The organism is Streptacidiphilus cavernicola (genome assembly GCF_042510955.1).
Lineage (GTDB): Bacteria > Actinomycetota > Actinomycetes > Streptomycetales > Streptomycetaceae > Streptacidiphilus > Streptacidiphilus cavernicola.
Window position 1 is genome coordinate 31649 of the sequence record NZ_JBHFAB010000019.1, and the last position, 23634, is coordinate 55282.

Consider the following 23634-nt stretch of genomic DNA (forward strand, 5'->3'; position numbering starts at 1 on the left):
GACTACTCCCGTACGGGATCGGAGTCGGCGGGATCGGAGTGGTGTCGGGACGGGTGGGCTGACGGGGGATCAGGACGGGCCGGTGGGGACGGGCTGCGCGGTGGAGACGCCGGGGACGAGCCGGGCCTTGCCGATGCCGTGGACGGTGAGGTGGTCCAGGCCGATGATGCTCAGCAGCGAGGTCCGGTAGGTGGTGTCGACGGTGACGGTGACCATCGTGGTGGTGGCCACCGGAGTGCCGGTGATGTGGTTGCGGTCGAGATAGGCGTTCGCCGCCGCCTCGGCCGCGGCCGGGTCCAGCTTCAGCCCCTGGCCGCGCAGCAGCGCCGCCTGGTCGATCTGCTGGCCGCCGGCCCGCGCCGCCTCCTGGGCCAGGGCGTCGGCGCGTTCGATCGCGCGCAGCCGTCCGCCGCCGTCCATCACCAGGCCGGTGAGCATCAGCATCATGGTGGCGCAGATGGCGACGAAGATCGACAGGGTGCCGGCCTCGGCGTCCCGGCCGTTCATCGGGCCCGGTAGGCGTCGACGACCGAGGTGAAGCTGCTGGTCACGGTGATACTGCCGGGCAGTCCCGGCACGGACAGATCGCCCAGCGAGACCGTGCAGCGCACCGTAACGGTGACCTCCCCGGTCTGGCCGAGCCGGGGTGCGAAGTCGCTGGTGTCGACCTGGGCGACCTGCTGGTCCCGGCACGAGACCCCCTCCTGGTGCAGTGTGGTGGCCGCGGTGTCCCGGGCGTTCTGGACGGCGGCGTCGGTGGTACGGGCCAGCGAGGCGCTGCGGGCGCCCTCGCGGGCCGCCGCGTCCACCACGCCCCTGGCGGTCTGGACCCGTCCGGCCGCGATCACCAGGAGCAGGAACAGCAGCAGCGAGGGGACCAGGATCGCGGCCTCGATCGCGAAACTGCCCTGCTCCGCGGCCGGTGTCCGGCCCGTCGGCTCATTGCTCACGGCGTGTCCGGGACGAAGCGCTCGACCGGGGCGACGACGGTCTGGGTGATCAGGATGCCGGGCAGGAACGGCAGCAGCGACTGCGTCCGCACGGTCACCGTGGAGGTGACCGTGACGCTGTCCGCCGTCACCGGCGACACCGTCACCCGACGCTCGGTCAGACCGTCGCCGACCTGGTCGAGGAAGAGGTTGGCGGCGGTCTCCCCGGCGTCCGGATCGGCCTGGAAGCTGCTCGCCGCCTCGCTGCCCTGGCGGGCAGCACTGAGCGCGATCTGGCGGTCGTACCACCAGAGCGCGCCCTGCACGGTGAGCAGGATCAGAGCGAAGACGAGCGGGAAGACCATGGCGAGGCTGATCGACATGACCCCGCCGTCTCCCGTCCGGGGAGGCCGTCTGCTCACTGGCCGCTGGTGTCCGTGGTGCCGATCTGGTCGGACTTGGTCTTGACCAGCTTGCCGATCGCGACGACGACCAGGACCGCGGCCGCGATCAGGGCGATCACCAGCATCGCCATCTCGATGCTGAGCGCGCCCTTGTCGCGCTCGGCGCGGGCCGCGCTGACCCGGTGGGCCCGGTAGCGCACGTGCTGGCAGGTCATCACCAGGGGCAGCGCGACGTCGGGGATGAGTGCGGTGACCGTTCGGCTGTCGAGCTGTACGGGGATGCGCTTCATTTCAGCCTCCTTGGAAGATCTGGTACACAGCGGGAAATCCGACCAGTACGGTCATCAGCGTCACCAGGGCGGTTCCTGGTGCGACCATGCGCTCGCTGTCGACGTTGGCCTTGGCCAGCTCCTCGGCGAGGAGTTCGGAACGGAGGTTGTGGGCGCGGGCCCGCAACGTCCGGTAGACGGATGCTCCGTCGGTGCCGGAGATCCTCATGATGTCGGCGACGTCCTGGAGCGGTGTCAGGGCCAGTTCCGCGGCGAGCGCGTCGAGCCCGTCCCAGGGCGGCCTGCGGTCCAGGGTGGCCCGGTCCAGGGCGTCGGCGATCCGGCGGAACACGGTCCCCCGGCCGACCAGCGCGGCCCGGCTGAGCGCCTCGGCCGGGCCGCAGTCCGCGGCCCGCTCCAGCGCCACCAGCTCCAGGTAGGCGGCGACGCCGTGCAGGTACTCGACCCTGGCCTCCTTCGCCTCCCCCCGGACGATGCCGTCGGGGACGAACCACAGCAGGGCGGCCAGCAGCAGCGAGCCGACGACCGGCAGGGTCACCGGGAACGACTCGCCGATCAGCGCCGACGCCAGCACGATCACCGGCGGGATCAGCAGCCCCATCAGCGCGAACATCAGCTTGTGGCCCATGAACCTGGCCGGGCTGCGGCCGATCAGGGCGAGTTCGGAGCGCGGCAGCCAGCTGCCCTGCACCCCCACCAGCCGCGCACCCAGGGTGTCGAACGGGCTGGGCGGTTCGAGCCGACGGGTCGAGGTGAGCCGTACCGGCTCCTGGTGCAGCCGCTCCAGCGCGGTGCCCAGGTCGGGCGGGCCCGGCCGCAACTCCGAGGCCAGCAGCCCGATGCCGAGCCCCACCACGATTCCGGCGACGATCAGCCAGGTCATCAGCGCCTGCCCTTCGTGGTGTCGAACGGAGCACGGGCAGCACCGGGCACCGGCCCGGGATCGGGGACGGTGGGGTCGAACTCCGGCTCCTGGACCGGGTCGGGGGCGCTGCCGGTGCGGCTGCGACGGTCCCGTTCCAGGAACCGCGGGGTCGGCGTGTGGCTGGCCAGGCTGCGCATCCAGGCCACCACGCCCACGAACGCCATCCCCACCGCGACCAGCACGACCAGTCCGAGCACGCTGTTGTAGGGGGCGACGTAGGAGCGGTCGAAGGAGCCGACCACCACCACGCCGATGACGATGACCACCAGCCAGCGCACGGTCGCCCGGTGCTTGGCCCGGTCGGCCTCGATGGCGCGGCGCTGCCGCACCTCCTCGCGGACCGAGTCGGCCAGGTCGGCGAGCGCCCCGGCCAGGCCGGGGCCGCGGTCGGAGGCCCGCAGCACCAGGGCGGCCAGCACCTTGTCCGCGGTGGAGTCGTCCAGGGTGTCGGCCAGCGCGCGCAGCGCGTCGGCGGGCCGCCAGCGGGACTGGAGCCGGCCGACCAGTTCGTCGATCGGCTGCTCCAGCGCGGCGGGCACGGTCCGGCGGCTGCTGATGATCGCCTGCTCCAGGCCGACCCCGAGCAGCAGCACGTCGGCCAGCCGCTGGGTCCACTCGGCCAGGGCCTCCATCCGCTCGATCCGCCCGGTGTGCGAACGGGTCGCGTCGAACAGCCAGGGGATCACGAACACCAGCGCGACCACCAGGATCGGCGTCAGCAGGATGCCGCTGTACAGCCAGGCCCCTACGGCGCCGACGAGTGCGACGCAGAGCTGGAGCCGACGGCCCGCCAGGTTGCGGGCGAGCAGTTCCGGCCGAGTGGGCGGCCGGACCAGTTGTTCCGCCTCGGTCGGGACGTGGCTGCCGCGCAGGAAGACCACCAGCGCCACCAGGCCCGCCACGACCGCGGCCCCGGCCAGCATGAAGAGGAGCGTCACCAGGCACCCCCCGCCTGGATCCGCAGGTCCAGCGGCTTGGCCCAGGAGCCGTGCGGCGAGCCCAGCGCGCGGGCGTCGAAGCCGACCCGGCGCAGGTCGTCCAGGCAGGCGGGCGGGGTCTGCGGGACCGCCCGCAGCTCCGTGCCGACCGGGCCGAAGACGGTGTTGAGCGCGGGCCGGCCGCTCTCGCCCATGCCGACCACCTCCAGCACATGGGACACGAAGCGGTGCCGCCGCCCGCCGATCGGGGTCTCGTCCAGCATGGTCACGTGGACCACGAAATCCAGCGCGTTGGCGGTGAGCCGGTAGGCGAGGGTGTCGGTCATGTGCGCGCCGTACTCCAGGCAGAGTTCGGCGATCCGGTCGACCACCATGTGCGGGGTGCGGGCGTGCAGGGTGCACATCGAGCCGCCCTCGCCGTTGGTCATCACCCGCAGCATCGGGACCACCTCGGCGGAGCGGACCTCGCCGACGATGATCCGGGTGAGCGTCATCCGCAGGGCCGCCGGGATCAGCTCACCGATCGTCAGCTCGCCCGCCACCCGGCCGTCCACCCGCTCGCCGTTGCCCTCGCGGGCCTCCATCGGGACCACCTGGCGCAGGTGGCCGAGGGTGTGCAGCCACAGCTCGTACTCCGACTCCAGCGTGCCGACCCGCTCGTCCCGCGGGATCTCCCCGGCCATGGCGCGCAGCAGGCTGGTCTTGCCGACGCCCTGGGTGCCGGTGATCATGACGTTCTTGCGGGCCCGGATCGCGGCGGCCAGGAAGGCGGCCAGGGTGCTGTCGATGGTGCCGAGGGCGACCATGTCGCCGAGGGTGGCGCTGGCGACCCGGTGCCGCCGGATCGCCACATAGGGGCGCGGGGTGACCCCGGTCAGCGCCTGCAGCCGCATCCCGCCCTCAAGACGCAGCGCCAGCATCGGGCTTGAGGTGGAGAGCCCGCGCTCGCCGCCGCCGTGCCGCCGGGCCAGGTCCTGGAGCAGCTCGATCAGTTCCTCGTCGGTGTCGGCGACCGGCGGGACCTGGCGCAGCGGCTGGTGCACCCGGGAGATCCAGACCTCGTCGCAGCCGTTGATCAGGATGTTCTCGATGTCGGGGTCGTCCAGGTAGGGCTGCAGCCGTCCGGCCCGGAACAGCAGGTCGTAGACGGCCTCGGCCAGGGCCCGGTCCTGCGCGCGGGTCGGCGCCTTGCCGTTGGCCAGCGCGTAGGCGTCGGACCAGCGGGCGACGGCGTCCTCGACCAGGGCGCGACCGCGTTGCCGGCGGGTCGCCGGGTCGGCGGCGGCGCCGCGCTGGTCGTCCAACAGCGAGAGCTGCTCGTGGAGTTCGGCGGCGACCTGACGCTTCAGCTCCCGGGCGACCTGCGGGTCGGGCGTCGGGACGATGCCGCTGGCCTCGTACGCGGCGGCGACGTGGTGGGGGGCGGGGTTGTTGCCGTTGCTGCCGTTTCCGTTGGGTGGGGGCGGGGGTTGGACGACCGGTTGCAGGAGGGGGTGGCGCAGCGCGGTCGGGGACCAGTCCTGGTTCCCGGGCGGGCCGGACACGATCCTGGCCTCGCCGTTCACCGGCTCGCCGGTGGCGCTCGGAGCCGCATGCCTAGAAGACACGGGCCACCTCCTGCCCGGGGCCGTTCGGCCCGTCGGGCCCGTCCGGCGACGCCGGGTCGAAGGCGGGCGGGACCGGCTGCCGCGGCGCGTAGCCGGCCAACGGGGCCTGCTGCGGTTGCCCGCCGCCCGACACCGGCGGCACAGGCTGCTGCGCAGCGGCCGACCGGGGCTGTGACGGCTGCGGTTGCTGCGGTTGCTGCGCGTGCTGGGGCTGCTGCGGCACGCTCGGCTGCGGCGTACCCGGCTGCGGCACCGGAGGCGGCGGCGGGACGAACCGCGACCGCGGATGCCCTCCGTGCTCCGGCGCAGGCCGCCGATACGGACCGGGCTGAGCCGCGGCAGGCGGCGACACCGGGCCCTGATACGGGCCTTGGCCTGACTGCGCCGCACCTGGCTGCGACGCCGAGCGCTGGTACGGGCCCGGCTGCGGCGTGGGCCGTTGCTGGTAATGGTCAGGCTGCGGCGCGGGCCGTTGCTGGTACGGGCCGGGTTGTGGCATCCCCGGTTGCTGCGGGGCGGGGCGCTCGTACTGGCCGGGCTGCGGTGCCCGCGGATGCGGCTGCGGCTGTTGTGACGACGGCGATGACGGCGACGGCCGCCCCGCCGTCATCGTCGGCTGCGGGTGCGGTGGGGTCTGCGGGACCACGCCGTAGCGGGCCCGGCGACGGCTCGTCAGGACCAGGATCTCGTCCGCCGTCGACCGCACCGCGCGCATCAGCCCGGACCGGAGCAGGCGCCGGTCCGCACTGTTCCCGCCGTCCGAGAGCACCCGGGCGCTCCGCGGTTCGTACGGCAGCAGGCCGACCACCGGCGCGCCCAGCGCCCGGCCGACCTCGGCCGGCGCGTACGGGCCCTCCTGGACCAGGACCACCCCGATCGCGTCTGCCCCGGTCCCCTCCGCGTCCAGGTCGGCCGCCAGCGCGGCGACCCGCGGCTTGGCGGCGCTGAGCCCGCGCAGCGTCGAACGGACGGTGACCAGCACCGCGTCCGCGCGGCGGGCGAGGACCGCCGAGGGGCCGTGCGCCCCGGACCGGCCGAGGTCGATCAGCACGTCGCAGCCGGCCCGGTCCAGGTCCTGACAGGCCGTCACCAGTGGTTCCCAGGTGTAGGCGAGACCCGCCGCCTGGGCCGGGTCGGTGAGTCCCGGCAGCAGCAGTCGCCCGCCGTTCCCGTCCGGTGAGATGTCGACAAGCTGCTCCCAGAGCGTCTCGGCCAACCGTCCGCGCCGGTCGGCGACAGCCAGGTGGCGCAGCCCGTACTGGGCCACGACCCGGCCCTCCAGCGCGCCCGCGAGCACCGCGCCGCCGTCCGGGTCGCATTCGAGCAGGACCACCCGGCGGCCCTCGCCCAGCGGCCAGGCGAGCAGCAGGCCGAGGGCGGTGGTGGTCGCGCCGGGCGCGCCGGTGCCCCCGCTGATGGTGACGACCGGCATCAGCCACTCCCCCGTGCCGCGATCAGCAGGGCGAACTTCCCGCTCGCCGCGAGGTCGGCGACCGCCGCACCCTGGGCCGCGGGGACGGCCAGGTCGACCACCACGGTGCCGTCGTTGTCGGGCGGGCCCACGTCCACCACCCGGGCGGTCAGCGCGGTCAGCGCGGCGCCGGTGCCGCCCGCGGCCCCCGAGCCGCTGCTCGCGCCGCTGACGCCGGGACCGGACGGGGTGGCGACCAGCACCACCGTGCTGCCCGGTTGCAGCTTCACCGCGGGCAGTTGGGTGTGCTTGGCCGGGACGCCGACCACCTGCTGACCATCCGTCACCAGCGGGTCGTCGGTGAGGTCGGAGTTGGTGAGCAGGCTGCCCGCCTTGAGGTCGGCGGTGGCCCGCAGGCCGACCACCTTGCTGTGCACCGACAGCGGGTGCAGCGCCGGGTCGAGCGAGATCTCGGCCTGGGTGAGGTCGGCGCCGGTGATGGTGCTGCCCTCGGGGACGTCGCGGGCCAGCGCGATCACCGCGACCCGCTTGCCGGTGGCCGTGTAGAGGGCCGCACCGCCGAGGCCGCCCGCGGCGACCAGGGCGACGGCGAGAGCGAGCACGGCTGGTCGCCGTCGGCGCGCGGTGCCCAGCCGGTACGGCGTGCTGGGTGGGGCGATCGGCTGGCGTGTGGCCGTCAGCGGCCCGTTGGGGGTGTCCACCGTTCGGTCGCCTCTCACTCGTTCGGACCGTCAATTGACGTCGGGTCAGTTCAGGACTTGCAGTTCGGAGACTCGCAGCGTGGTCGCCGGGGTGGCGATGGGATCGAGCACGATGGTGCCCGCGGGGCCGCCTGCCGCCACCACGTTCCAGCGGGCGATCCAGTGCACGGTGGCGGTGATCGCATAGCGCTCGTCGGGCTGCCCGATCGAGGGCTTGGCGTAGGAGTAGCCGCAGTCGGGCGAGGCCTTGGCGCCGTCCGACGCCCGGTACGGGGTGCCGGGGAGGGTACAGGTCCTGGCGCTGCTGCCGTCGCCCATGTTCCAGTCGACGGCGGTGACATAGACGTTGGCGGTGACCGCGAGACCGGGGACGGCCGCGGTCGCGCTCAACGGGTGGGCCCTGGTGGCGTAGTCGGTGCCGGTCCTGTCGATCCAGAGCCAGATCGGCGACCCCACCAGCGCGGTCCTGGCGCCGCCGGCATCCGGCGCGGTGCCGACCGTGGCGGCGCTGCGCTGGATCATGGCGAGGGCCCGCTGGGCCAGCTCCGCCGGGGTGACCACCGGCGGGCCTGCCGGGGCGGCGGCCAGCCAGATGTTCACCGCTCCACCACCGCCCGGGGCGAAGGGGCAGGTCTGCGAATAGACGGCGCCGTCGCCGGGCAGATGACCGTGCCAGTCGGGATCGCCGGCCGGGGGCTGGGGCTGCGCCTGCTGGTAGTAGCAACCGTCGTTGGGGTCGAACGAGCCGTAACCCGTGGTGCACGGCACCGTGTTCCCGTTGTAGACGCACACCGCGACGCCGCCCGCGCCACCGCCGCCGCCCCCACCGCCGTGGCCGCCGTGCGGCGGGGTGCTGGCGCCCACGCAGACACTGGTGTTCTCGCACGGCCCGACCGGCGGCCCGGCGGCCCCCGCGCTCGCGCCGTGCAGCCACAGCGGCGAGCACAGCACGGCCGCGAGCAGCAGCGCGAGCACGGCCCACGGCCTGCGGCGGACCGGGCCGCTCCCGGCCCTCAGCATGTCGTGCCCGTCTCGTTCCGGACCGCGGAGATCATCCAGACCCCTCCCACCGTTCGTGCGGTGACCACCGAGCGGTAGCGGGTCAACCGCTGCGCCGGATCCCTGAGCTGGTGCGTCCTGGCGTCGACCTGGTGCCAGCCGCTGACGTCGAGGCAGTCTTCGACGGTGGCCGTCTGCACGCCGGAGGACGGCGCGACCGCGCTGATCGCGGTGACCACCGGGTTCCGTCCCGGCTGACCCGACATCACCAGCCCGGCCTGGGTCAGCCGGAAGGAGTTGGCGTTGACCGCGCTCAGCGCCGCCCCGGTGGTGAAGGTCTGCAGTCCGCTGCCGGTGACCTGACCGCTGTTCAGCGCCTGGACCTGGGCGGCCCAGTAGCCCGCGTAGGCGCGCAGCACCAGCACCTTGGTGGTGCCGGACGGCAGCGCCGCTGCCGCCGCGCGGGTGGACACTCCCGCCGAGGGCGCGGCCGGCACCGACGCTGACGGGGCGTCAAGTGTCTGTACTCCACCGCCATGGGAACATCCGGCCAGGACGCATATGCCAACACTGATCATGGACGCGACAACAGCAGTCACGCACCTCTGCGCTGAACTCCCCTGTCGCATTGATGCCTCCTCGCCGCGTTCTCCCCAACTGGCGGTGAATATGCACACTATTACGCGCAAGCCGCAGTGTCCCGTATGTGGCCGATTTTGTGGCTACGAAATGTTCACATCAATCACATCCCCGTCACCGTTCACCAGAAACACCCCCAGACGCCCCCCGCAACGCCCCGCGCAGCACCGCACGGTTGCGCAGCAGCAGCCGGGACGCCGCGGGCGGGCCGAGCCAGCGCGAGCCCGGGGTGTCCCGTGCCTCCAGGGTCGGGTGCAGCGCGGCCGGATCGAGCACCGCGGGCAGTCCCGGCAGCCCCTCCCGCAGCGCCTGGGCCAGCAGCGCGGCGAACCCGCCCGCGGTGGCGGTCACCGCGCCGACCCCGACCACCCCGCCGGGACCGGCGTTCGCCCCCGAGCCGCCACCGCCGCCGCCCCGGCCCCAGCGCGCGGGCGCGTACGGCTGGAGCCGGCCCCAGAGCCGCACCCCGACCGCGTCGAAGGTGGCACTCGCCCACGCCTCCGCACCCACCACCGCGTCCACCACCAGCAGCGATTCGCCGCGGGCGGCCCCGGCGCCGTGCGCGAGCGCGCTCACCACCCAGTCCCAGGCCAGGCCCCGCCCGTGCGCGTTGTCCCGTCCGCTGCCCGCGGTGACCAGGACCGGACGGCGGCGCCGGACGTCCCAGGTGAACTGCCCGGCCAGGTAGACCACCAGCAGCCTGCTGTCCCGCTCCACGGCCTCCTTGACCGCGGTGAGCAGGGTGTTGGCGTCCGCGTCCGGCGGTACCGCGGTGACCCTGCACCGTCCGGCCCCGGCGTCCAGCAGCGCGCCGGTCACCACCCCGGCGAACAGCTCACCGCCCGCCGCCGCCCCCAGCGATCCCGTGAAGGCCCGCTCCTGCGGGCACTCGGCCCCCAGCAGCACCAACTCCACCACCATGCCCGTCTCCCCCTCCTCGACGCGTGCCCCTTTCCCCACCTGCGACGGAACTATGTACTCCACTTCGGGCCGTGTATCCGAAAGCCCGTTCGGACCGTCGGCTCCGCCGTCCGGGGGACGGCCGAACCGGTACCCGGAACCAGCCACCCGCCGGGCCCCGGGGCCGCCTCCGCGGGAGCCCCGGGGCCGCCTCCGCCGGGGCCCGAACAACTGACGCGCCACCGTCATCCGCCCCGGGTACGCTGCCCAGGAGCCCGAGGATTCCGTCCAGAGGAGGCACCGTGCCCGCCCCCCGCTCGTGGTACTCCCGCGTCACCGACCTGCGACCGCTCCGACCGTCCGCGCTCCAGTCGCAGCTGCGGCCGGCCGCTTTCGGGGCCGAGCCCACCGGCGAGCGGCTGGCCCGCGTCCTCCGCTCACCCAACTTCTCGGACGGCTCGTTCCAGAACCCGGTGCCGACCCGGCGGCTGGTCCCCGGCTCGATGCCCGCGGCGCTGCGCGCGAGCCTGACCAAGAAGCGCAGCCGTCCGGTCGCGGCGGTCCCGGTGCACCGGCTGACCCCGGAGCAGCTGGCCACGCCCCCGGACAGCGGCCTGCGGCTGACCTGGATGGGCCACGCCACGGTGCTGGCCGAGATCCAGGGCCGCCGGGTGCTGTTCGACCCGGTCTGGGGCGAGCGCTGCTCCCCGTTCCCGGCCTTCGGCCCGCGGCGGCTGCACCCCACGCCGATCCCGCTGCCCGAACTGGGCGCGGTGGACCTGGTCGTGGTGTCGCACGACCACTACGACCACCTCGACATGGACGCCGTCCGGGCGCTGGTCGCCTCCGGCGCCGACTTCGCCGTGCCGCTGGGCGTCGGCGCGCACCTGGAGCACTGGGGCGTGCCGGCGGAGCGGACAACCGAGCTGGACTGGAACGAGTCCGCGCGGATCGCCGGGCTCACCCTCACCGCGACCCCGGCCCGGCACTACTGCGCCCGCGGCCTGCGCACCGGCACCCACCAGCTGTGGGCGTCCTGGGTGGTGGCCGGGGCCGAGCACCGGGTCTTCCACAGCGGCGACACCGGCTACTTCCCCGGCTTCGCCGAGATCGGCGCGCAGCACGGCCCCTTCGACGCCGTGATGATGCAGATCGGCGCCTACAGCGACTTCTGGCCCGAGGTGCACATGACGCCCGAGGAAGGCGTCCGGGCCCACGGCGACCTGGGCGGCGGCGCGGTGCTGCTGCCGATCCACTGGGCCACCTTCGACCTGGCCCCGCACCCGTGGGAGGAGCCGATCGAGCGCACCCTGGCGGCTGCCCGCCCGCTCGGCGTCGAGGTCGCCACCCCGCGTCCCGGCGAGCCGTTCGAGCCGGCCGCGCTGCCCGGGTTCCGGCCCTGGTGGCGCGCGGTGGCCGCGCCCGTGCCCGGCTCCGAGCAGCCGACCGGGACGCTGGCCCCGATCACCGCCGAGCTGCTGACCGCGACCGACCCGGCTGCGGTCGGCCAACCGGCCCAGGCGGCTCGACCGGCCCGGACGGCCCAACCGGCGGCTAGCGAATCGGCAAGCCGGACAGGGTCCGGGCGATGACCAGGCGCTGGATCTCGCTGGTGCCCTCGAAGATGGTGTAGATCGCGGCGTCCCGGTGCATCCGCTCCACCGGGTACTCCCGGGTGTAGCCGTTGCCGCCGAGGATCTGGATCGCCTGCGCGGTGACCCACTTGGCGGTCTCACCGGCGTAGAGCTTGGACATCGAGCCCTCGGCGGCGGTGAACGGCTTGCTGTTGTTGGCCATCCAGGAGGCCCGCCAGACCAGCATCCGGGCCGCGTCGATCCGGGTCCGCATGTCGGCCAGGGTGAAGGCGATGCCCTGGTTGTCGATGATCGGGCGGCCGAACTGCTCCCGGGTCTTGGCGTAGTCGAGCGCCACCTCGTACGCGGCCCTGGCCACGCCGACCGCCTGGGCGCCGACCGCGGGGCGGGAGGCCTCGAAGGTCGCCATCGCCGCGTTCTTCACCTGCTCCTGGCGCTCGCCCCGGGCCGCCGCCGCGGCCCGCTCGCGGGCTCGGGCCAGCCGCTCGTCCAGCTTGTCCTTTCCGCCGAGCAGGCAGTCGCCGGGCACCCGGACGCTGTCGAGGACGACCTCGGCGGTGTGCGAGGCGCGGATGCCGTGCTTCTTGAACTTCTGACCCTGGCTCAGCCCCGGCGTCCCCGGCGGCACGATGAACGAGGCCTGGCCGCGCGCCCCGAGCGCCGGGTCGACCGAGGCGACCACCACGTGGACGTGGGCGATGCCGCCGTTGGTGGCCCAGGTCTTGGTGCCGTTGACGACCCACTCGTCGGTGGCCTCGTCGTAGACGGCGCGGGTGCGCATCGCGGCGACGTCCGAGCCCGCGTCCGGCTCGGACGAGCAGAACGCGGCGACCTTGACGTCGTCCGGGGTGCCGAACATCTGCGGGGCCCACAGGCCGACCTGCTCGGGCGTGCCGTTGGCGACCACGCCGACCGCGGCCAGCGCGCTGCCGACGATGGCCAGGCCGATGCCCGCGTCGCCCCAGAACAGCTCCTCCATGGCGATCGGGATGCCGAGGCCGGTCGGGTCGAACTGCTGGGCGGCGAAGAAGTCCAGCGAGTAGATGCCGACCTTGGCGGCCTCCTGGATCACCGGCCAGGGGGTCTCCTCGCGCTCGTCCCATTCGGCCGCGGCCGGACGGATGACGTCGGCCGCGAAGCCGTGCAGCCAGTCGCGCACGGCGATCTGGTCCTCGCTGAGGTCGAGGCTGAAGGCAGCAGTCATGGTCGGTGTGTCTCCCGGGCTGGTCGGGGTGAGGCGGAGGCCGCTTGCTGTTACCTTGGGTAACTGGGCACCCATCTTGCTTACCCACCAGTAAGGATGTCAAGGAATGTCGACCCCCGACCGCCGCAGCGAGCTGCTGGACGCCGCCGACCGCGTGGTGCGCCGCGACGGGCCGCGGGCCAGCATGAACACCATCGCGGCCGAGGCCGGCATCACCAAGCCGATCCTCTACCGCCACTTCGGCGACAAGAACGGCCTCTACCGGGCCCTCGCCGACCGGCACATGTCCGGGCTGCTGGACTCGGTCCGCACAGCGCTGGCCCGGCCGCTGGAGCGCAGGGACCGGGTGGAGGCGGTGCTCGACACCTATCTCGCGACGATCGAGTCGGGTCCGCAGGTGTACCGCTTCCTGGCGCACCCCGACCCGGCGGCGGACAGCCTCTCCCCCGCGGGGCCGCTGGCCCCGGCGCTGCGGCTGATCGCGGACGAGCTGTCGCAGGCGATGAACACCCAGGTGGACCTCGGCCCGGACGGCGCGGTGGTCGCGGAGGCGTGGGGGCAGGCGATCACCGGGATGGTGCTGGCGGCCGGCGACTGGTGGCTGGAGCGGCAGCCGTTCCCGCGCGAGCGGATGGTCCAGGTCCTGGCCGACCTGCTCTGGGGCCGCCTCGCCGCGGCCGGCGACCGCCCGGTCCCCGCAGGACACGCCCCCGACCCGCACCCGCACCACACACCGGACCCGCACCGCACGGCGGACCAGCCGAACGCCACCGAGCCGCCGACCCCGCCCACCCATCCGGCCGAGGGCCCACCCCACCCGGAAGCCACCGCCGAGGGGCACGCGTAACCGGTCCCCGCCAAGATCGGCCCGACCCCGGGCCCCGCCAGGGGCCCCACTCCCCCAGCTCACCCCTCGGCTCAGCTCACCCCTGCGCCCCGCTCACCCCTGAGCCCCGCGGTACCAGTCCGCCCCGCGGATCGACCGTTCCACCCTCATCCGGCGCAAGCCGGACAACCGGTCCACGAAGACGCCGCCGTCCAGGTGGTCGGACTCGTGCTGGAGGCAGCGGGCGAAGAAGCCGGTCCCCTCGACCTCGACCTCCGCGCCGGTCAGGTCCTGACCCCGCACCAGGGCCCGGTCCCAGCGCGGGGTCTGCGCCCGCAGCCCCGGCAGCGACAGGCAGCCCTCCTCGCCGCGCACGCTCACCCCGTCCGCCTCCACCAGCACCGGGTTGACCAGGTGTCCCAGATGGCGGACATCCTCGTCGTCGGGGCAGTCGTAGACGAACACCCGCAGGCCGACCCCGATCTGATTGGCCGCCAGGCCCACCCCGTCCTGCGCGTACATGGTCGCGAAGAGGTCCTCGACCAGCCGTTCGAGCTGGTCGCCGAAGCCGGTGACGGTGTCGCAAGCCGTACGGAGCACCGGGTCGGCCCAGACTGTGACGGGGTGGACCGCGCCGGTACTGCCGGGGATTCGGGGACGTGTGGGTGCCATGGACAGGAGGGTAGGGCCGGTGCTGCCGCTTGGCGGAATCGCCGGTGCCGGTAGGCTGAGCACCGTCGGATCCGAGGAGGAGAGCCACCACGATGCCAGCGAACCCTGAGCCGGGCACCCGCACAGCCGGCCCCTCGGCCACGCTGCCCCCGCGCGCCAAGCTCGCCGTGACCGCGGGCAAGGTGGCCGCCGCGGTCTCCCGGACCGCCGGACGCGGCAGCGGCTCGGTGATCGGCGGCAAGGTCGCCCTCCGCCTCGACCCCGACCTGCTGCGCAGCCTCGCCGAGAACCTCGACGTGGTGCTGGTCTCCGCGACCAACGGCAAGACCACCACCACCCGGCTGATCGCCGAGGCGCTCAAGGCCGCGGGCCCGGTGGTCTCCAACGCGCTGGGCGCGAACATGCCGGCCGGGATCACCTCCGCCCTGGCCGACGGCTCCGAAGCCCGCTACGGCGTGATCGAGGTGGACGAGAAGTACCTGGTCTCGGTCGCCAGGGACACCGCGCCCAAGGCGATCGCGCTGCTCAACCTCTCCCGGGACCAGCTGGACCGCTCCTCGGAGACCCGGATGCTGGCCGAGCACTGGCGCGAGGGCCTGCAGGGCACCGAGGCCGTGATCATCGCCAACGCCGACGACCCGCTGGTCACCTGGGCGGCCTCCTCCTCCCGCAAGGTGGTCTGGGTGGCGGCCGGGCAGGCCTACCGCGAGGACGCCTGGTCCTGCCCGAGCTGCGGCGGCGTGATGCAGCGCCCCGGCGAGGACTGGTTCTGCCCCTCCTGCGGCTTCCGCCGCCCGCAGCCGCACTGGGCGCTCCAGGGCGACCACGTGGTGGACCCGCAGGGCTCCGGCTGGCCGATCCGGCTGCAGCTGCCCGGCCGGGCCAACCTGTCGAACGCGACCAGCTCGGCCGCCGTCGCCGCGGTCTTCGGGGTGCACCCGCAGACCGCGCTGCAGCGGATGGAGGCGGTGCAGGCCGTCGCCGGGCGCTACGAGTCGGTGACCGTGGCCGGCCGCGAGGTGCGGCTGCTGCTGGCGAAGAACCCGGCCGGCTGGCTGGAGACCTTCACCCTGATCGACCCGGCCCCGGCCCCGGTGGTCCTCTCGGTGAACGCGCTGTCCGCCGACGGCACCGACACCTCCTGGCTGTGGGACGTCGACTACGAGCGGCTGGTCGGCCACCCGGTGTTCGTGATGGGCCAGCGCAAGCTGGACCTCGCGGTCCGGCTGGAGGTCGCCGGGGTGCACTTCCAGGTGGTGGACTCGCTGGCGCAGGCGGTGGCCGCGGCCCCGCCCGGCCGGATCGAGGCCGTCGCCAACTACACCGCGTTCCAGCAGCTGCGCCGCGACGTGCGCGGCTGACGAAGAGGACCACTGACATGAGCGAGAGCGCACTGCGACTGGTCTGGGTGTACCCGGACCTGCTGAGCACCTACGGCGACCGGGGCAACGTCCTGGTCGTGGAGCGCCGGGCGCGCCAGCGCGGTCTGGACGTGGCCAGGATCGACGTGCGGTCCGACCAGCCGGTGCCGACCAGCGGCGACATCTACCTGATCGGCGGCGGCGAGGACCGGCCGCAGCGGCTGGCCGGCGAGCGGCTGCGGGCCGACCCGGGCCTGGGCCGCGCGGTCGAGAACGGCGCGATCGTGCTCGGCGTCTGCGCCGGCTACCAGATCATGGGCCACGAGTTCGTCGACGACCGGGGCCAGCGCACGCCGGGCCTGGGCCTGCTCGACGTCTGGAGCACCCGCGGCGAGGGCGTGCGCAACGTCGGCGACATGCTGGCCGAGCCCGACCCCCGGCTCGGCCTGCCGACCCTGACCGGGTTCGAGAACCACCAGGGCATCACCCACCTGGGCCAGGGGGTGTCCCCGCTGGCGCGGGTCACCGTCGGCGGCGGCAACGGCACCGGCGACGGCACCGAGGGCGCCTGGCGGGACACCGTCTTCGGCACCTACCTGCACGGTCCGATCCTCGCTCGCAACCCGGGCGTGGCGGACCTGCTGATCAAGCTGGCGCTGGACGTCAGCGCACTGCCCCCGGCCGACAACACCTGGTACGACGCACTGCGCGCCGAGCGCATCGCGGCAGTCCAGCAGCCGGTGCAGTGAGCATTCACTAACCAGACCCCGGCCCACCCGGCCGACGGGTCGTCATGACTGCGCACCGCCCGCCAGGGTGCAGGGCCGCTCCCGTCAGGGGCGTGCGGCGCGCAGAGCAGGGAACCTCCCCGCGTGGAGTGGCGATGACGCCGCTCCACGTCCGCCCCAGCCCCACCGGAGGCCGCGGCGGTATCATCACGATGGGGCATAAGTCCGATTTGCCGTACCTTCACGCAGGCGAAACGCCGACGACCACCCTCGTTGGCCGCATGCCTGTACGGTGGCCCGGTTGTCGGGCGCCACGTCCGGTTGTCCGGTTCTGCTCGGGAGTTGCAAAGCGATGCGTATTGGTGTGCTGACCAGCGGCGGGGACTGCCCTGGCCTCAATGCCGTGATCCGCTCCGTGGTCCACCGGGGAGTGGTCGACCACGGCGACGAGATCATCGGCTTCGAGGACGGGTGGAAGGGCCTGCTCGAGGGCCAGTACCGCGAGCTGACGCTCGACTCCGTCAGCGGCATCCTGGCCCAGGGCGGGACGATCCTCGGATCGACCCGGGTCCAGCCGAGCCACCTGCGGGACGGGGTGGCCCGGGCCAAGGAGTACTGCGACGAGCTCGGCCTCGACGGGATCATCCCGATCGGCGGCGAGGGCACCCTCAAGGCCGCCCGACTGCTGTCGGACGGCGGGCTGCCCATCGTGGGCGTGCCCAAGACCATCGACAACGACATCGCCTGCACCGATGTCACCTTCGGCTTCGACACCGCGGTCTCGGTCGCCACCGAGGCGCTGGACCGGCTGAAGACCACCGCCGAGTCGCACCAGCGGGTGATGGTGGTCGAGCTGATGGGCCGCCACACCGGCTGGATCGCACTGCACGCCGGCATGGCCGCCGGGGCGCACGCCATCATCGTCCCGGAGCGCCCGTTCAACATCGACCGGGTCACCGCGATGGTGAAGGAGCGCTTCGACCGCGGCAAGAAGTTCGCCATCGTGGTCTGCGCCGAGGGCGCCAAGCCGGAGCCCGGCACCATGCACTGGGAGGAGGGCACCGTGGACATCTACGGCCACGAGCGCTTCACCGGCGTCGCCACCCAGCTGTCGATGGAGCTGGAGCACCGCCTGGGCAAGGAGGCCAAGCCGGTCATCCTCGGCCACGTCCAGCGCGGCGGCACCCCCACCGCCTACGACAGGGTGCTCGCCACCCGCTTCGGCTGGCACGCCGTCGAGGCGGTCCACAAGGGCGCCTTCGGGCACATCACCGCCCTGCAGGGGACCCAGATCAACCTGGTGCCGCTGGCCGAGGCGGTGGCCGACCTGAAGACCGTCCCGGCCGAGCGCTACGCCGAGGCCGAGACCGTCATCTGACCCGGCGAAGCACATGGTCGGACCCCCGCCCGGAATGCCGGGCGGGGGTCCTCCGCTTACCGTGGCGGCATGGAGATCCTCGCCTACGGCGTGCAGGCCGACGAGAAGCCGCTGATCGAGAAGGCCTTCGCGGACCGGCACGCGGTCCACTGCCTCGACGTGTTCCTCAACGCGGACACCGCGCCGCTCGCCGCCGGGCACGAGGTGATCAGCACCAGCGTCAACGCCAGCCTGGACGCCTCCGCGCTGCGGATTCTCGCGACCGGCGGGACGAAGATGATCGCCCAGCGCTCCACCGGCTTCAACAACATCGACCTGGCCGTCGCCGAGGAGCTGGGCCTGACCGTGGCCCGGGTCTCCTACTACTCCCCCTACGCGGTCGCCGAGTTCGCCTGGACCCTGGCCCTGGCGGTGAACCGGCGGATCACCCGGGCGGCCCTGCGCACCCGCGAGTTCGACTTCCGGCTGGACGGGCTGATGGGCCGTGACATCCACGGGATGACGGTCGGCGTGATCGGCACCGGCAAGATCGGTGAGTGCTTCACCCGGATCGCCCACGGCTTCGGCACCCGGCTGCTGGGCTGGGACGTCGCGGAGAACCCGGCCTGCCGCGAGCTGGGGATGGAGTACACCCCGCTGGAGCAACTGCTCGCCGAGTCCGACCTGGTCAGCCTGCATGTGCCGCTGCTGCCCGACACCCACCACCTGATCGACGACAGCGCGCTGGCCCGGATGAGGCCGGACGCGATCCTGGTCAACTCCAGCCGGGGCGGCCTGGTCGACACCGCAGCCCTGGTCGAGCGCCTGCGCACCGGCCATCTGGGCGGCGTCGCGCTGGACGTCTACGAGGAGGAGACCGGGCTGTTCTTCTTCGACCGCTCGCTGGAGGTGGTCACCGACGACACCCTGGCCCGGCTGATGACCTTCCCGCAGGTCCTGGTGACCTCGCACCAGGCGTACTTCACCAGCACCGCGGTGGGCCAGATCATCGACGCCACGCTGGGCAACGTGGACGACTTCCTGGCCGGGCGGACCAGCGAGAACACCCTGATCCCGCGCTCCTGACGACCGGGGCGGGGACGGCGGGGGAAGCGGTCGGGGGCCGGGGCGAGGGGGGCGGGTAAAAGGAGCAGACCGGACAGTCCTACCCTGGTTCAGGACAGCCGCGCGACCAGGGAAGCAGGGACGGACCGATGGGCGACATGCCTGGTATGGGAGCCGACCTCCCCCCGCTGACCCTGGGCCGGGCACTGGCCCTCGACCCGTCCGCCGACTGGCCGTTCGTGCTGCTCTGCCTGCTGTTGCTGGCGCTCTACCTCGGCGGAGTGGTCCGGCTGCGGCGGCGCGGCGACAGCTGGCCGCTCGGGCGCACCGTCGCCTGGGTGCTCGGCACCGCCACCGTCGCCCTGGTCACCTGCACCCGGCTGAACGCGTACGGGATGCAGCTGCTCAGCGCGCACATGATGCAGCACATGGTGCTGTCGATGCTGTCGCCGATCATCCTGCTGCTGGGCGCGCCGATCACCCTGGCGCTGCGGGCGCTGCCGGCCGGCCACGGCCCGTTCAGTCCGCGCGACCTGCTGGTCAAGCTGCTGCACTCGCGCTACCTGACGGTGGTCTCGCACCCCGCCTTCACCATCCCGCTGTTCATCGCCAGCCTCTACGGGCTGTACTTCACCCCGCTGTTCGACTTCCTGATGCGCTCCACCGCCGGGCACACCCTGATGATGATGCACTTCCTCGGTGTGGGGCTGCTGTTCTTCTGGCCGATCATGGGCGTGGACCCGGGCCCGCACCGCCCCGGCCACCTGATGCGGATGCTGGAGCTGTTCATCGGGATGCCGTTCCACGCCTTCTTCGGCATCGCGGTGATGATGGCCTCCGGGCTGATGGTCACCACGTACGCGCACCCGATGGCCACCCTGCATGTGGACCCGCTCTCGGACCAGCATCTGGCCGGCGGGCTGGCCTGGGCGTTCAGTGAGATCCCGACCTTCATCGTGCTGATCTCGCTGACCTTCCAGTGGGCCAGGTCGGAGGAGCGGCTCTCCCGCCGCAAGGACCGCACCGCCGACCGGGACGGCGACCGCGAGCTGAACGCCTACAACGCCTACCTGGCCTCTTTGGAGCGCCGCTCGGTCTGAGCAGGCCGCTCGGCCCGGACGGACTACTCGGCCCGACCGGCTCCCGGCAGGCGTCCCGCGGAGTGCTCCATCCCGGCCAGGATGACGTCGATGCCGAACTCCCAGCGCTCGTCGCCCGCGTCGCGGGCCATCTCGGGGAGCATCGTCAGCAGCACCGGGTAGCGGTCCGCGGGCATCGAGGCGAGGTAGCCGCGGAGGCCGTCCGGGTACTCCTCGGCCTCGGCCTGCTCGGGTGAGGTCTTCGGCCCCCGGCGCCGGCTCGCCTCGTAGGCCGAGGCGACCAGGTAGAGGGCCAGCAGGTCGGTCCCGTGGGCGACCACCCGGTCCGGCAGGCCGCCGGCCTTCAGCAGGGTGGCCACGGTCTCCGCCGCGTCCAACCGGTGCGGCAGGGTCGGAGTGTTGGAGATCATCGCGGCGCGGGCGAGGTCGTTGTGGGCGACCAGGTCGTCCCTGGCCCGGGTGAGGAAGTCCTTGAGCTGCTCGCGCCAGTGCGCCGGGTCGGCGACCGGGTGCTCCAGTTCGGCGCTGACCCGGTCCAGCACCAGCCCGACCAGCTCCTCCTTGCTGCCCACGTGCGCGTAGAGCGAGGCCGGTCCGGTGTTCAGCTCCTGCGAGACCCGGCGCATGCTCAGCGCGTCCAGCCCGTCCGTGTCCACGACGCCGAGGGCGACCTCGACGATCAGCTCGCGGCTGAGCGCACGGCGCTTGGGGGCTGCGCTCACGGGGACTCCTCGCGGGACAGGACAGCGCAGAACGGCGGACGGCCGGTGCGCTCCCACCCTAGTGACCGCAGGGGTGCTGCCGAGGCGGACCCGGCTCGGGGCCGGGCCCGCCCAGCAGTCGGGCCGCCCGCTACGGCAGGTAGTACATCGGGTTGGGGATCTTGTAGGTCTGCTCGGCGAAGCCGCCGCTCAGGTCGCTGTACTGGTCGCCGAAGTTGGCGACGATGTCGTAGCCGAGGCTCTCGATGTGGGCCCGGGTCTGCGACTTGTACTGGATCGTGGTGCAGGTGTACGTCGGCGTGGCGCAGGTCAGGTACGCCGGCGGGGCCGCGCTGTTCTTCAGGAAGAGGTTCGACGCGCCCGCCGCCGGGAAGCCGACGGCGGCCAGGTTCGCGGCCGTGTAGGAGCGCTGCGCCTCGGGCCGGCCGGTGATGTAGAAGACCGTGTAGCCCTGCTTCTGCGCCCAGCTGGCCAGGGTGTTCATGCCGAACACGGCCGGCATGGTCTTGGTCGCGATGTAGTTGGCGTTGCTGGTCGGGTTGTAGACGAAGGTCGTCTCGATCTCGTAGTTGTACGTCGACAGCGCGGTGTCGTCGACGTCCAGCACGATGGCCTTCTTGAGGTTCTTGCCGTGCTTGTCCTGCTTGCCCTGCTTGATCTGCTTGGCCAGGTACTTCTCGGCCTTGGCCTCGATCCCGTTGACCTGGATCGCGTAGTTGCTGTCCGGGGAGGCGAAGTGCTCCCCGTTGGCGTCCACGGTGTCCCCGTAGTACGCCTCGATCTGGGCGACCTCGGTGGTCATATTGGTGATCTGCTTGTCGGACCGCGGGGCCGAGTTGTCGGCCATGGCGAAACTGCCGCCGGCCACCACGGCTCCGGCGACGACGCCGACCGCGAGGACGGCGAGTTGCTTCGAGTGCTTGCTGAGGGTGCGTACGCGCATGGAGTGCTTGCTCCCCTGGGATCGGCTAGGCGGTGCACAGGTTGGGATCTGACAGACCGTAGAGGGCCGACCGGTACCGGTCAAGGGTTGTCTATGCGCGTTGTCTACGCGCGAAGCCCCGACGACACGCTTAGCCAACGATTCCGACCCCGCAGGCTCAGGTCGGGCCCGCGCCGACGATGATGGTCGGATGACGACCCAACCCGGCGACACCCGACCAGGCGAGCAGAGCTACGGCCCCGGCTCCGGTTCCTCCGCCCTCGGGCGGCCGACCCTGCAGCAGGTCGCGGCGCTCGCCGGGGTGTCCAGGGCGACCGCGTCACGGGTGGTCAACGGCGGGGCGGGAGTGCGCGCGCACGTCCAGGCGAAGGTGCGCACGGCGGTGGAGGAGCTGGGCTACGTCCCCAACCCGGCCGCACGGACCCTGATGACCCGTCGGCACGACGCCGTCGCCGTGGTGGTGGCCGAGCCGGAGAGCCGGGTCTTCTCCGACCCGTTCTTCGCCCGGCAGTTGCGCGGCATCGGCCGCGAGCTGTCGGCGGCCGGGATCCAGCTGGTGCTGCTGCTGGTGACCGACGCCGGGGACTACGCCCAGGTCGGCCGGTATCTGGCGGCGGGTCATGTGGACGGGGCGCTGATCTTCTCGCTGCACCGGGACAACCCGCTGCCCGAGGTGGTCGACCGGCTCGGCCTGCCCGTGGTCTACGGGGGGCGGCCGGAGCGGGACGGGCCGCAGGGGGACGGGCCGGAGTCGATGCCTCTCTATGTCGACACTGACAACCGCTCCGGCGCCAGGGCCGCGGTCGAGCACCTGGTCGAACGCGGCCGGAGGCGGATCGCGGTGATCACCGGCCCGCTGGACCAGACCTCCTCGGTCGACCGGCTGGACGGCTTCCAGGACCTCGCCCCCGACCCCGACCCGGCCCTGGTGGTGGAGGGCGACTTCACCGCACCGGGCGGACGCCGCGCCATGGAGCAGCTCCTCGACGCCCGTCCCGACCTGGACGCGGTCTTCGCCTGCTCGGACCTGATGGCGGCCGGTGCGCTGGCGGTGCTGACCGAGCGCGGGCTGCGGGTGCCGCAGGACGTCGCCGTGGTCGGCTTCGACGACGGCGACACCGCGGCGCAGTGGGCCAGCCCGCCGCTGACCACGGTCCGTCAGGACATCGAGGGGATGGGCCGGTTGATGGCCAGGCTGCTGCTGACCCGGCTCCAGCTGGCCTCCGACGGCCGCGCCGAGGAGCTGGCGACGCTGGCCCCGGTGGTCACCCCGACCGAACTGATCGTCCGCCGGTCGAGCTAGCCGCGGCCGGCGCCGGTCGTGAGCGCTCGCCGTGGGCGCCCGTCGTCGGTGGCGGCCCTCAGGCGGTCGTGCTCCGCACCGGGGGCTCTGCCGGTGTGCCGTGGGCGGCTGCGATCGCGCAGGCGGCCCGTACGAAGGCGGCGACGGCCGGTGAGCGGGCGTCCTGGGGCCAGGCGATGGCCAGAGTGCAGTCCGGCAGGTCGCTGACCGGCCGGTAGGCGAGCCCGGGGCGCGGGTTGAGCCGGGCCACCGAGGCGGGCGCGAAGAACACGATGCTGCCGGTCTCGACGAGGCTGAAGATCTCCGACAGGTTCGAGGCCCGCCCGGTCGTCCCGGGCGCAGGCGGAACAGCTCGGCCGCCCTCGGCCGGCGCGCCGTTGGGGAGGTCCCGGCCGGCCAGGTCGGCCAGGCACAGCCGGGTGCGGGCGGCCAGCGGATCGGCGGCGGCCAGGGCGACCAGGACCGGCTCGGTCAGCAGCGGCTCGCTGTCCAACCCGCGGTCGTCCATGGGGTGGAGCACCAGTGCGACATCGGCGAGGCCGTCGCGCAGTGCCTGGGGCTGGTCGCCGAAGCCTCCGAGGACCAGTTCGGGGGCCGGGGCGAGGGGGTCGGCGCCGTAGGCGTCCAGGATCGGCAGCAGCAGGCCACCGTCGAGGTCGGCCTTGAGCGCGATCCGCAGCCGCGGCGACGCGCTGCCCGCGTGCCGGGCCCGGTGGGCGGCGGCGGTGACCGCCTCCAGGGCGGTTCTGGCGTCACGCAGCAGCGCCTCTCCGGCGCGGGTGAGCGTCACCTGCCGGGTGGTCCGCTCGAACAGCGCCACACCGAGCTGCCGTTCCAGCTCCCGGATCGTGCGGGACAGCGGGGGCTGCGCCATGCCCAGCCGGGCGGCGGCGCGACCGAAGTGCAGCTCCTCCGCGACCGCGACGAAGTAGCGGAGCTGCCGGACCTCCAGGTCATTCATATCCCCAGGGTATCAATCGCGACCAAGACGGTC

Annotated in this window: 24 protein-coding genes and 1 pseudogene; 8 read left to right on the top strand and 17 right to left on the bottom strand. The window is 73.2% G+C overall.

What is annotated here, in order from left to right:
• Window positions 1–69: 69 nt before the first annotated feature.
• The 12 genes from ACEZDE_RS23445 to ACEZDE_RS23500 all read right to left on the bottom strand — a co-directional run bounded on the left by ACEZDE_RS23445 (window position 70) and on the right by ACEZDE_RS23500 (window position 9785).
• Window positions 70–507 (bottom strand): pilus assembly protein TadG-related protein, encoded by a 438-nt coding sequence (locus ACEZDE_RS23445; protein WP_380539076.1) that lies wholly within the window; start codon window positions 505–507, stop codon window positions 70–72.
• A complete protein-coding gene (locus ACEZDE_RS23450) occupies window positions 504–950 on the bottom strand; it encodes a TadE family protein (protein ID WP_380539079.1) in 447 nt (148 codons plus the stop codon). The genes ACEZDE_RS23445 and ACEZDE_RS23450 overlap by 4 nt, the downstream gene beginning before the upstream one ends.
• Complete coding sequence (locus ACEZDE_RS23455) at window positions 947–1312, bottom strand: TadE family protein (protein WP_380539082.1); 366 nt, start codon at window positions 1310–1312, stop codon at window positions 947–949. The genes ACEZDE_RS23450 and ACEZDE_RS23455 overlap by 4 nt, the downstream gene beginning before the upstream one ends.
• A gap of 35 nt (window positions 1313–1347) precedes the next feature.
• Window positions 1348–1623: a hypothetical protein gene (locus ACEZDE_RS23460; RefSeq protein WP_380539085.1), complete on the bottom strand. Its 276-nt coding sequence runs from the start codon at window positions 1621–1623 to the stop codon at window positions 1348–1350.
• Window position 1624: 1 nt separating this feature from the next.
• Complete coding sequence (locus tag ACEZDE_RS23465) at window positions 1625–2506, bottom strand: hypothetical protein (RefSeq protein ID WP_380539088.1); 882 nt, start codon at window positions 2504–2506, stop codon at window positions 1625–1627.
• A complete protein-coding gene (locus ACEZDE_RS23470; protein ID WP_380539091.1) occupies window positions 2506–3486 on the bottom strand; it encodes a type II secretion system F family protein in 981 nt (326 codons plus the stop codon). Before ACEZDE_RS23470 ends, ACEZDE_RS23465 begins: the two co-directional genes overlap by 1 nt.
• A complete protein-coding gene (locus ACEZDE_RS23475) occupies window positions 3483–5093 on the bottom strand; it encodes a CpaF family protein (protein WP_380539094.1) in 1611 nt (536 codons plus the stop codon). The genes ACEZDE_RS23470 and ACEZDE_RS23475 overlap by 4 nt, the downstream gene beginning before the upstream one ends.
• Entirely contained in the window at window positions 5083–6525 is a 1443-nt protein-coding gene (locus ACEZDE_RS23480; RefSeq protein ID WP_380539097.1) for a hypothetical protein, read from the bottom strand. The genes ACEZDE_RS23475 and ACEZDE_RS23480 overlap by 11 nt, the downstream gene beginning before the upstream one ends.
• Window positions 6525–7226, bottom strand: a complete 702-nt coding sequence (locus ACEZDE_RS23485; protein WP_380539100.1) for an SAF domain-containing protein — start codon at window positions 7224–7226, stop codon at window positions 6525–6527. Before ACEZDE_RS23485 ends, ACEZDE_RS23480 begins: the two co-directional genes overlap by 1 nt.
• Window positions 7227–7271: 45 nt before the next feature.
• Window positions 7272–8246, bottom strand: coding sequence for an ATP/GTP-binding protein (locus ACEZDE_RS23490; RefSeq protein WP_380539103.1), 975 nt, complete (start codon window positions 8244–8246; stop codon window positions 7272–7274).
• Window positions 8240–8722 carry a hypothetical protein gene (locus tag ACEZDE_RS23495; RefSeq protein WP_380539106.1) on the bottom strand — a complete coding sequence of 161 codons (483 nt, stop codon included), beginning with the start codon at window positions 8720–8722 and terminating at the stop codon, window positions 8240–8242. Before ACEZDE_RS23495 ends, ACEZDE_RS23490 begins: the two co-directional genes overlap by 7 nt.
• A gap of 256 nt (window positions 8723–8978) precedes the next feature.
• Window positions 8979–9785 (bottom strand): hypothetical protein, encoded by an 807-nt coding sequence (locus ACEZDE_RS23500; RefSeq protein WP_380539109.1) that lies wholly within the window; start codon window positions 9783–9785, stop codon window positions 8979–8981.
• Between the two features lie 320 nt (window positions 9786–10105).
• Between ACEZDE_RS23500 and ACEZDE_RS23505 the strand changes: the two genes are divergently transcribed.
• The gene (locus ACEZDE_RS23505) at window positions 10106–11356 is read left to right on the top strand and encodes an MBL fold metallo-hydrolase (protein ID WP_380539412.1); all 1251 of its coding nucleotides are present in this window, start codon (window positions 10106–10108) and stop codon (window positions 11354–11356) included.
• Here ACEZDE_RS23505 and ACEZDE_RS23510 read toward each other — a convergent pair.
• The gene (locus tag ACEZDE_RS23510) at window positions 11319–12563 is read right to left on the bottom strand and encodes an acyl-CoA dehydrogenase family protein (RefSeq protein WP_380539112.1); all 1245 of its coding nucleotides are present in this window, start codon (window positions 12561–12563) and stop codon (window positions 11319–11321) included. The two genes, ACEZDE_RS23505 and ACEZDE_RS23510, sit on opposite strands and share 38 nt — an antisense overlap.
• A gap of 106 nt (window positions 12564–12669) precedes the next feature.
• Here ACEZDE_RS23510 and ACEZDE_RS23515 point away from each other — a divergent pair.
• A pseudogene (locus tag ACEZDE_RS23515) lies at window positions 12670–13266 on the top strand (TetR family transcriptional regulator); the annotation flags it as partial.
• Window positions 13267–13503: 237 nt separating this feature from the next.
• On the opposite strand, the gene def reads toward ACEZDE_RS23515, so the two are convergent.
• Complete coding sequence (gene def / locus ACEZDE_RS23520) at window positions 13504–14061, bottom strand: peptide deformylase (protein ID WP_380539115.1); 558 nt, start codon at window positions 14059–14061, stop codon at window positions 13504–13506.
• A gap of 92 nt (window positions 14062–14153) precedes the next feature.
• On the opposite strand from def, the gene ACEZDE_RS23525 reads away from it, so the two are divergent.
• The 5 genes from ACEZDE_RS23525 to ACEZDE_RS23545 all read left to right on the top strand — a co-directional run bounded on the left by ACEZDE_RS23525 (window position 14154) and on the right by ACEZDE_RS23545 (window position 19672).
• Window positions 14154–15422 carry a MurT ligase domain-containing protein gene (locus ACEZDE_RS23525; protein ID WP_380539118.1) on the top strand — a complete coding sequence of 423 codons (1269 nt, stop codon included), beginning with the start codon at window positions 14154–14156 and terminating at the stop codon, window positions 15420–15422.
• A 17-nt stretch (window positions 15423–15439) separates the two neighbouring features.
• On the top strand, window positions 15440–16171 hold the full coding sequence (locus tag ACEZDE_RS23530) for a type 1 glutamine amidotransferase (RefSeq protein WP_380539121.1): 732 nt from the start codon (window positions 15440–15442) through the stop codon (window positions 16169–16171).
• Window positions 16172–16502: 331 nt separating this feature from the next.
• Window positions 16503–17528 carry a 6-phosphofructokinase gene (locus tag ACEZDE_RS23535; RefSeq protein ID WP_380539124.1) on the top strand — a complete coding sequence of 342 codons (1026 nt, stop codon included), beginning with the start codon at window positions 16503–16505 and terminating at the stop codon, window positions 17526–17528.
• 69 nt (window positions 17529–17597) lie between these two features.
• Complete coding sequence (locus tag ACEZDE_RS23540) at window positions 17598–18593, top strand: 2-hydroxyacid dehydrogenase (protein ID WP_380539127.1); 996 nt, start codon at window positions 17598–17600, stop codon at window positions 18591–18593.
• Window positions 18594–18730: 137 nt separating this feature from the next.
• Window positions 18731–19672: a cytochrome c oxidase assembly protein gene (locus tag ACEZDE_RS23545; protein ID WP_380539130.1), complete on the top strand. Its 942-nt coding sequence runs from the start codon at window positions 18731–18733 to the stop codon at window positions 19670–19672.
• A 23-nt stretch (window positions 19673–19695) separates the two neighbouring features.
• On the opposite strand, the gene ACEZDE_RS23550 is transcribed toward ACEZDE_RS23545, so the two are convergent.
• Together ACEZDE_RS23550 and ACEZDE_RS23555 are read right to left on the bottom strand one after the other, a co-directional pair.
• On the bottom strand, window positions 19696–20394 hold the full coding sequence (locus tag ACEZDE_RS23550; RefSeq protein ID WP_380539133.1) for a TetR/AcrR family transcriptional regulator: 699 nt from the start codon (window positions 20392–20394) through the stop codon (window positions 19696–19698).
• Between the two features lie 130 nt (window positions 20395–20524).
• A complete protein-coding gene (locus ACEZDE_RS23555) occupies window positions 20525–21337 on the bottom strand; it encodes an HAD family acid phosphatase (RefSeq protein ID WP_380539136.1) in 813 nt (270 codons plus the stop codon).
• Between the two features lie 190 nt (window positions 21338–21527).
• Here ACEZDE_RS23555 and ACEZDE_RS23560 point away from each other — a divergent pair, with 190 nt between their 5' ends.
• A complete protein-coding gene (locus tag ACEZDE_RS23560) occupies window positions 21528–22640 on the top strand; it encodes a LacI family DNA-binding transcriptional regulator (RefSeq protein ID WP_380539139.1) in 1113 nt (370 codons plus the stop codon).
• A 58-nt stretch (window positions 22641–22698) separates the two neighbouring features.
• On the opposite strand, the gene ACEZDE_RS23565 is transcribed toward ACEZDE_RS23560, so the two are convergent.
• Complete coding sequence (locus ACEZDE_RS23565) at window positions 22699–23601, bottom strand: LysR family transcriptional regulator (RefSeq protein ID WP_380539142.1); 903 nt, start codon at window positions 23599–23601, stop codon at window positions 22699–22701.
• Window positions 23602–23634 lie beyond the last annotated feature (33 nt).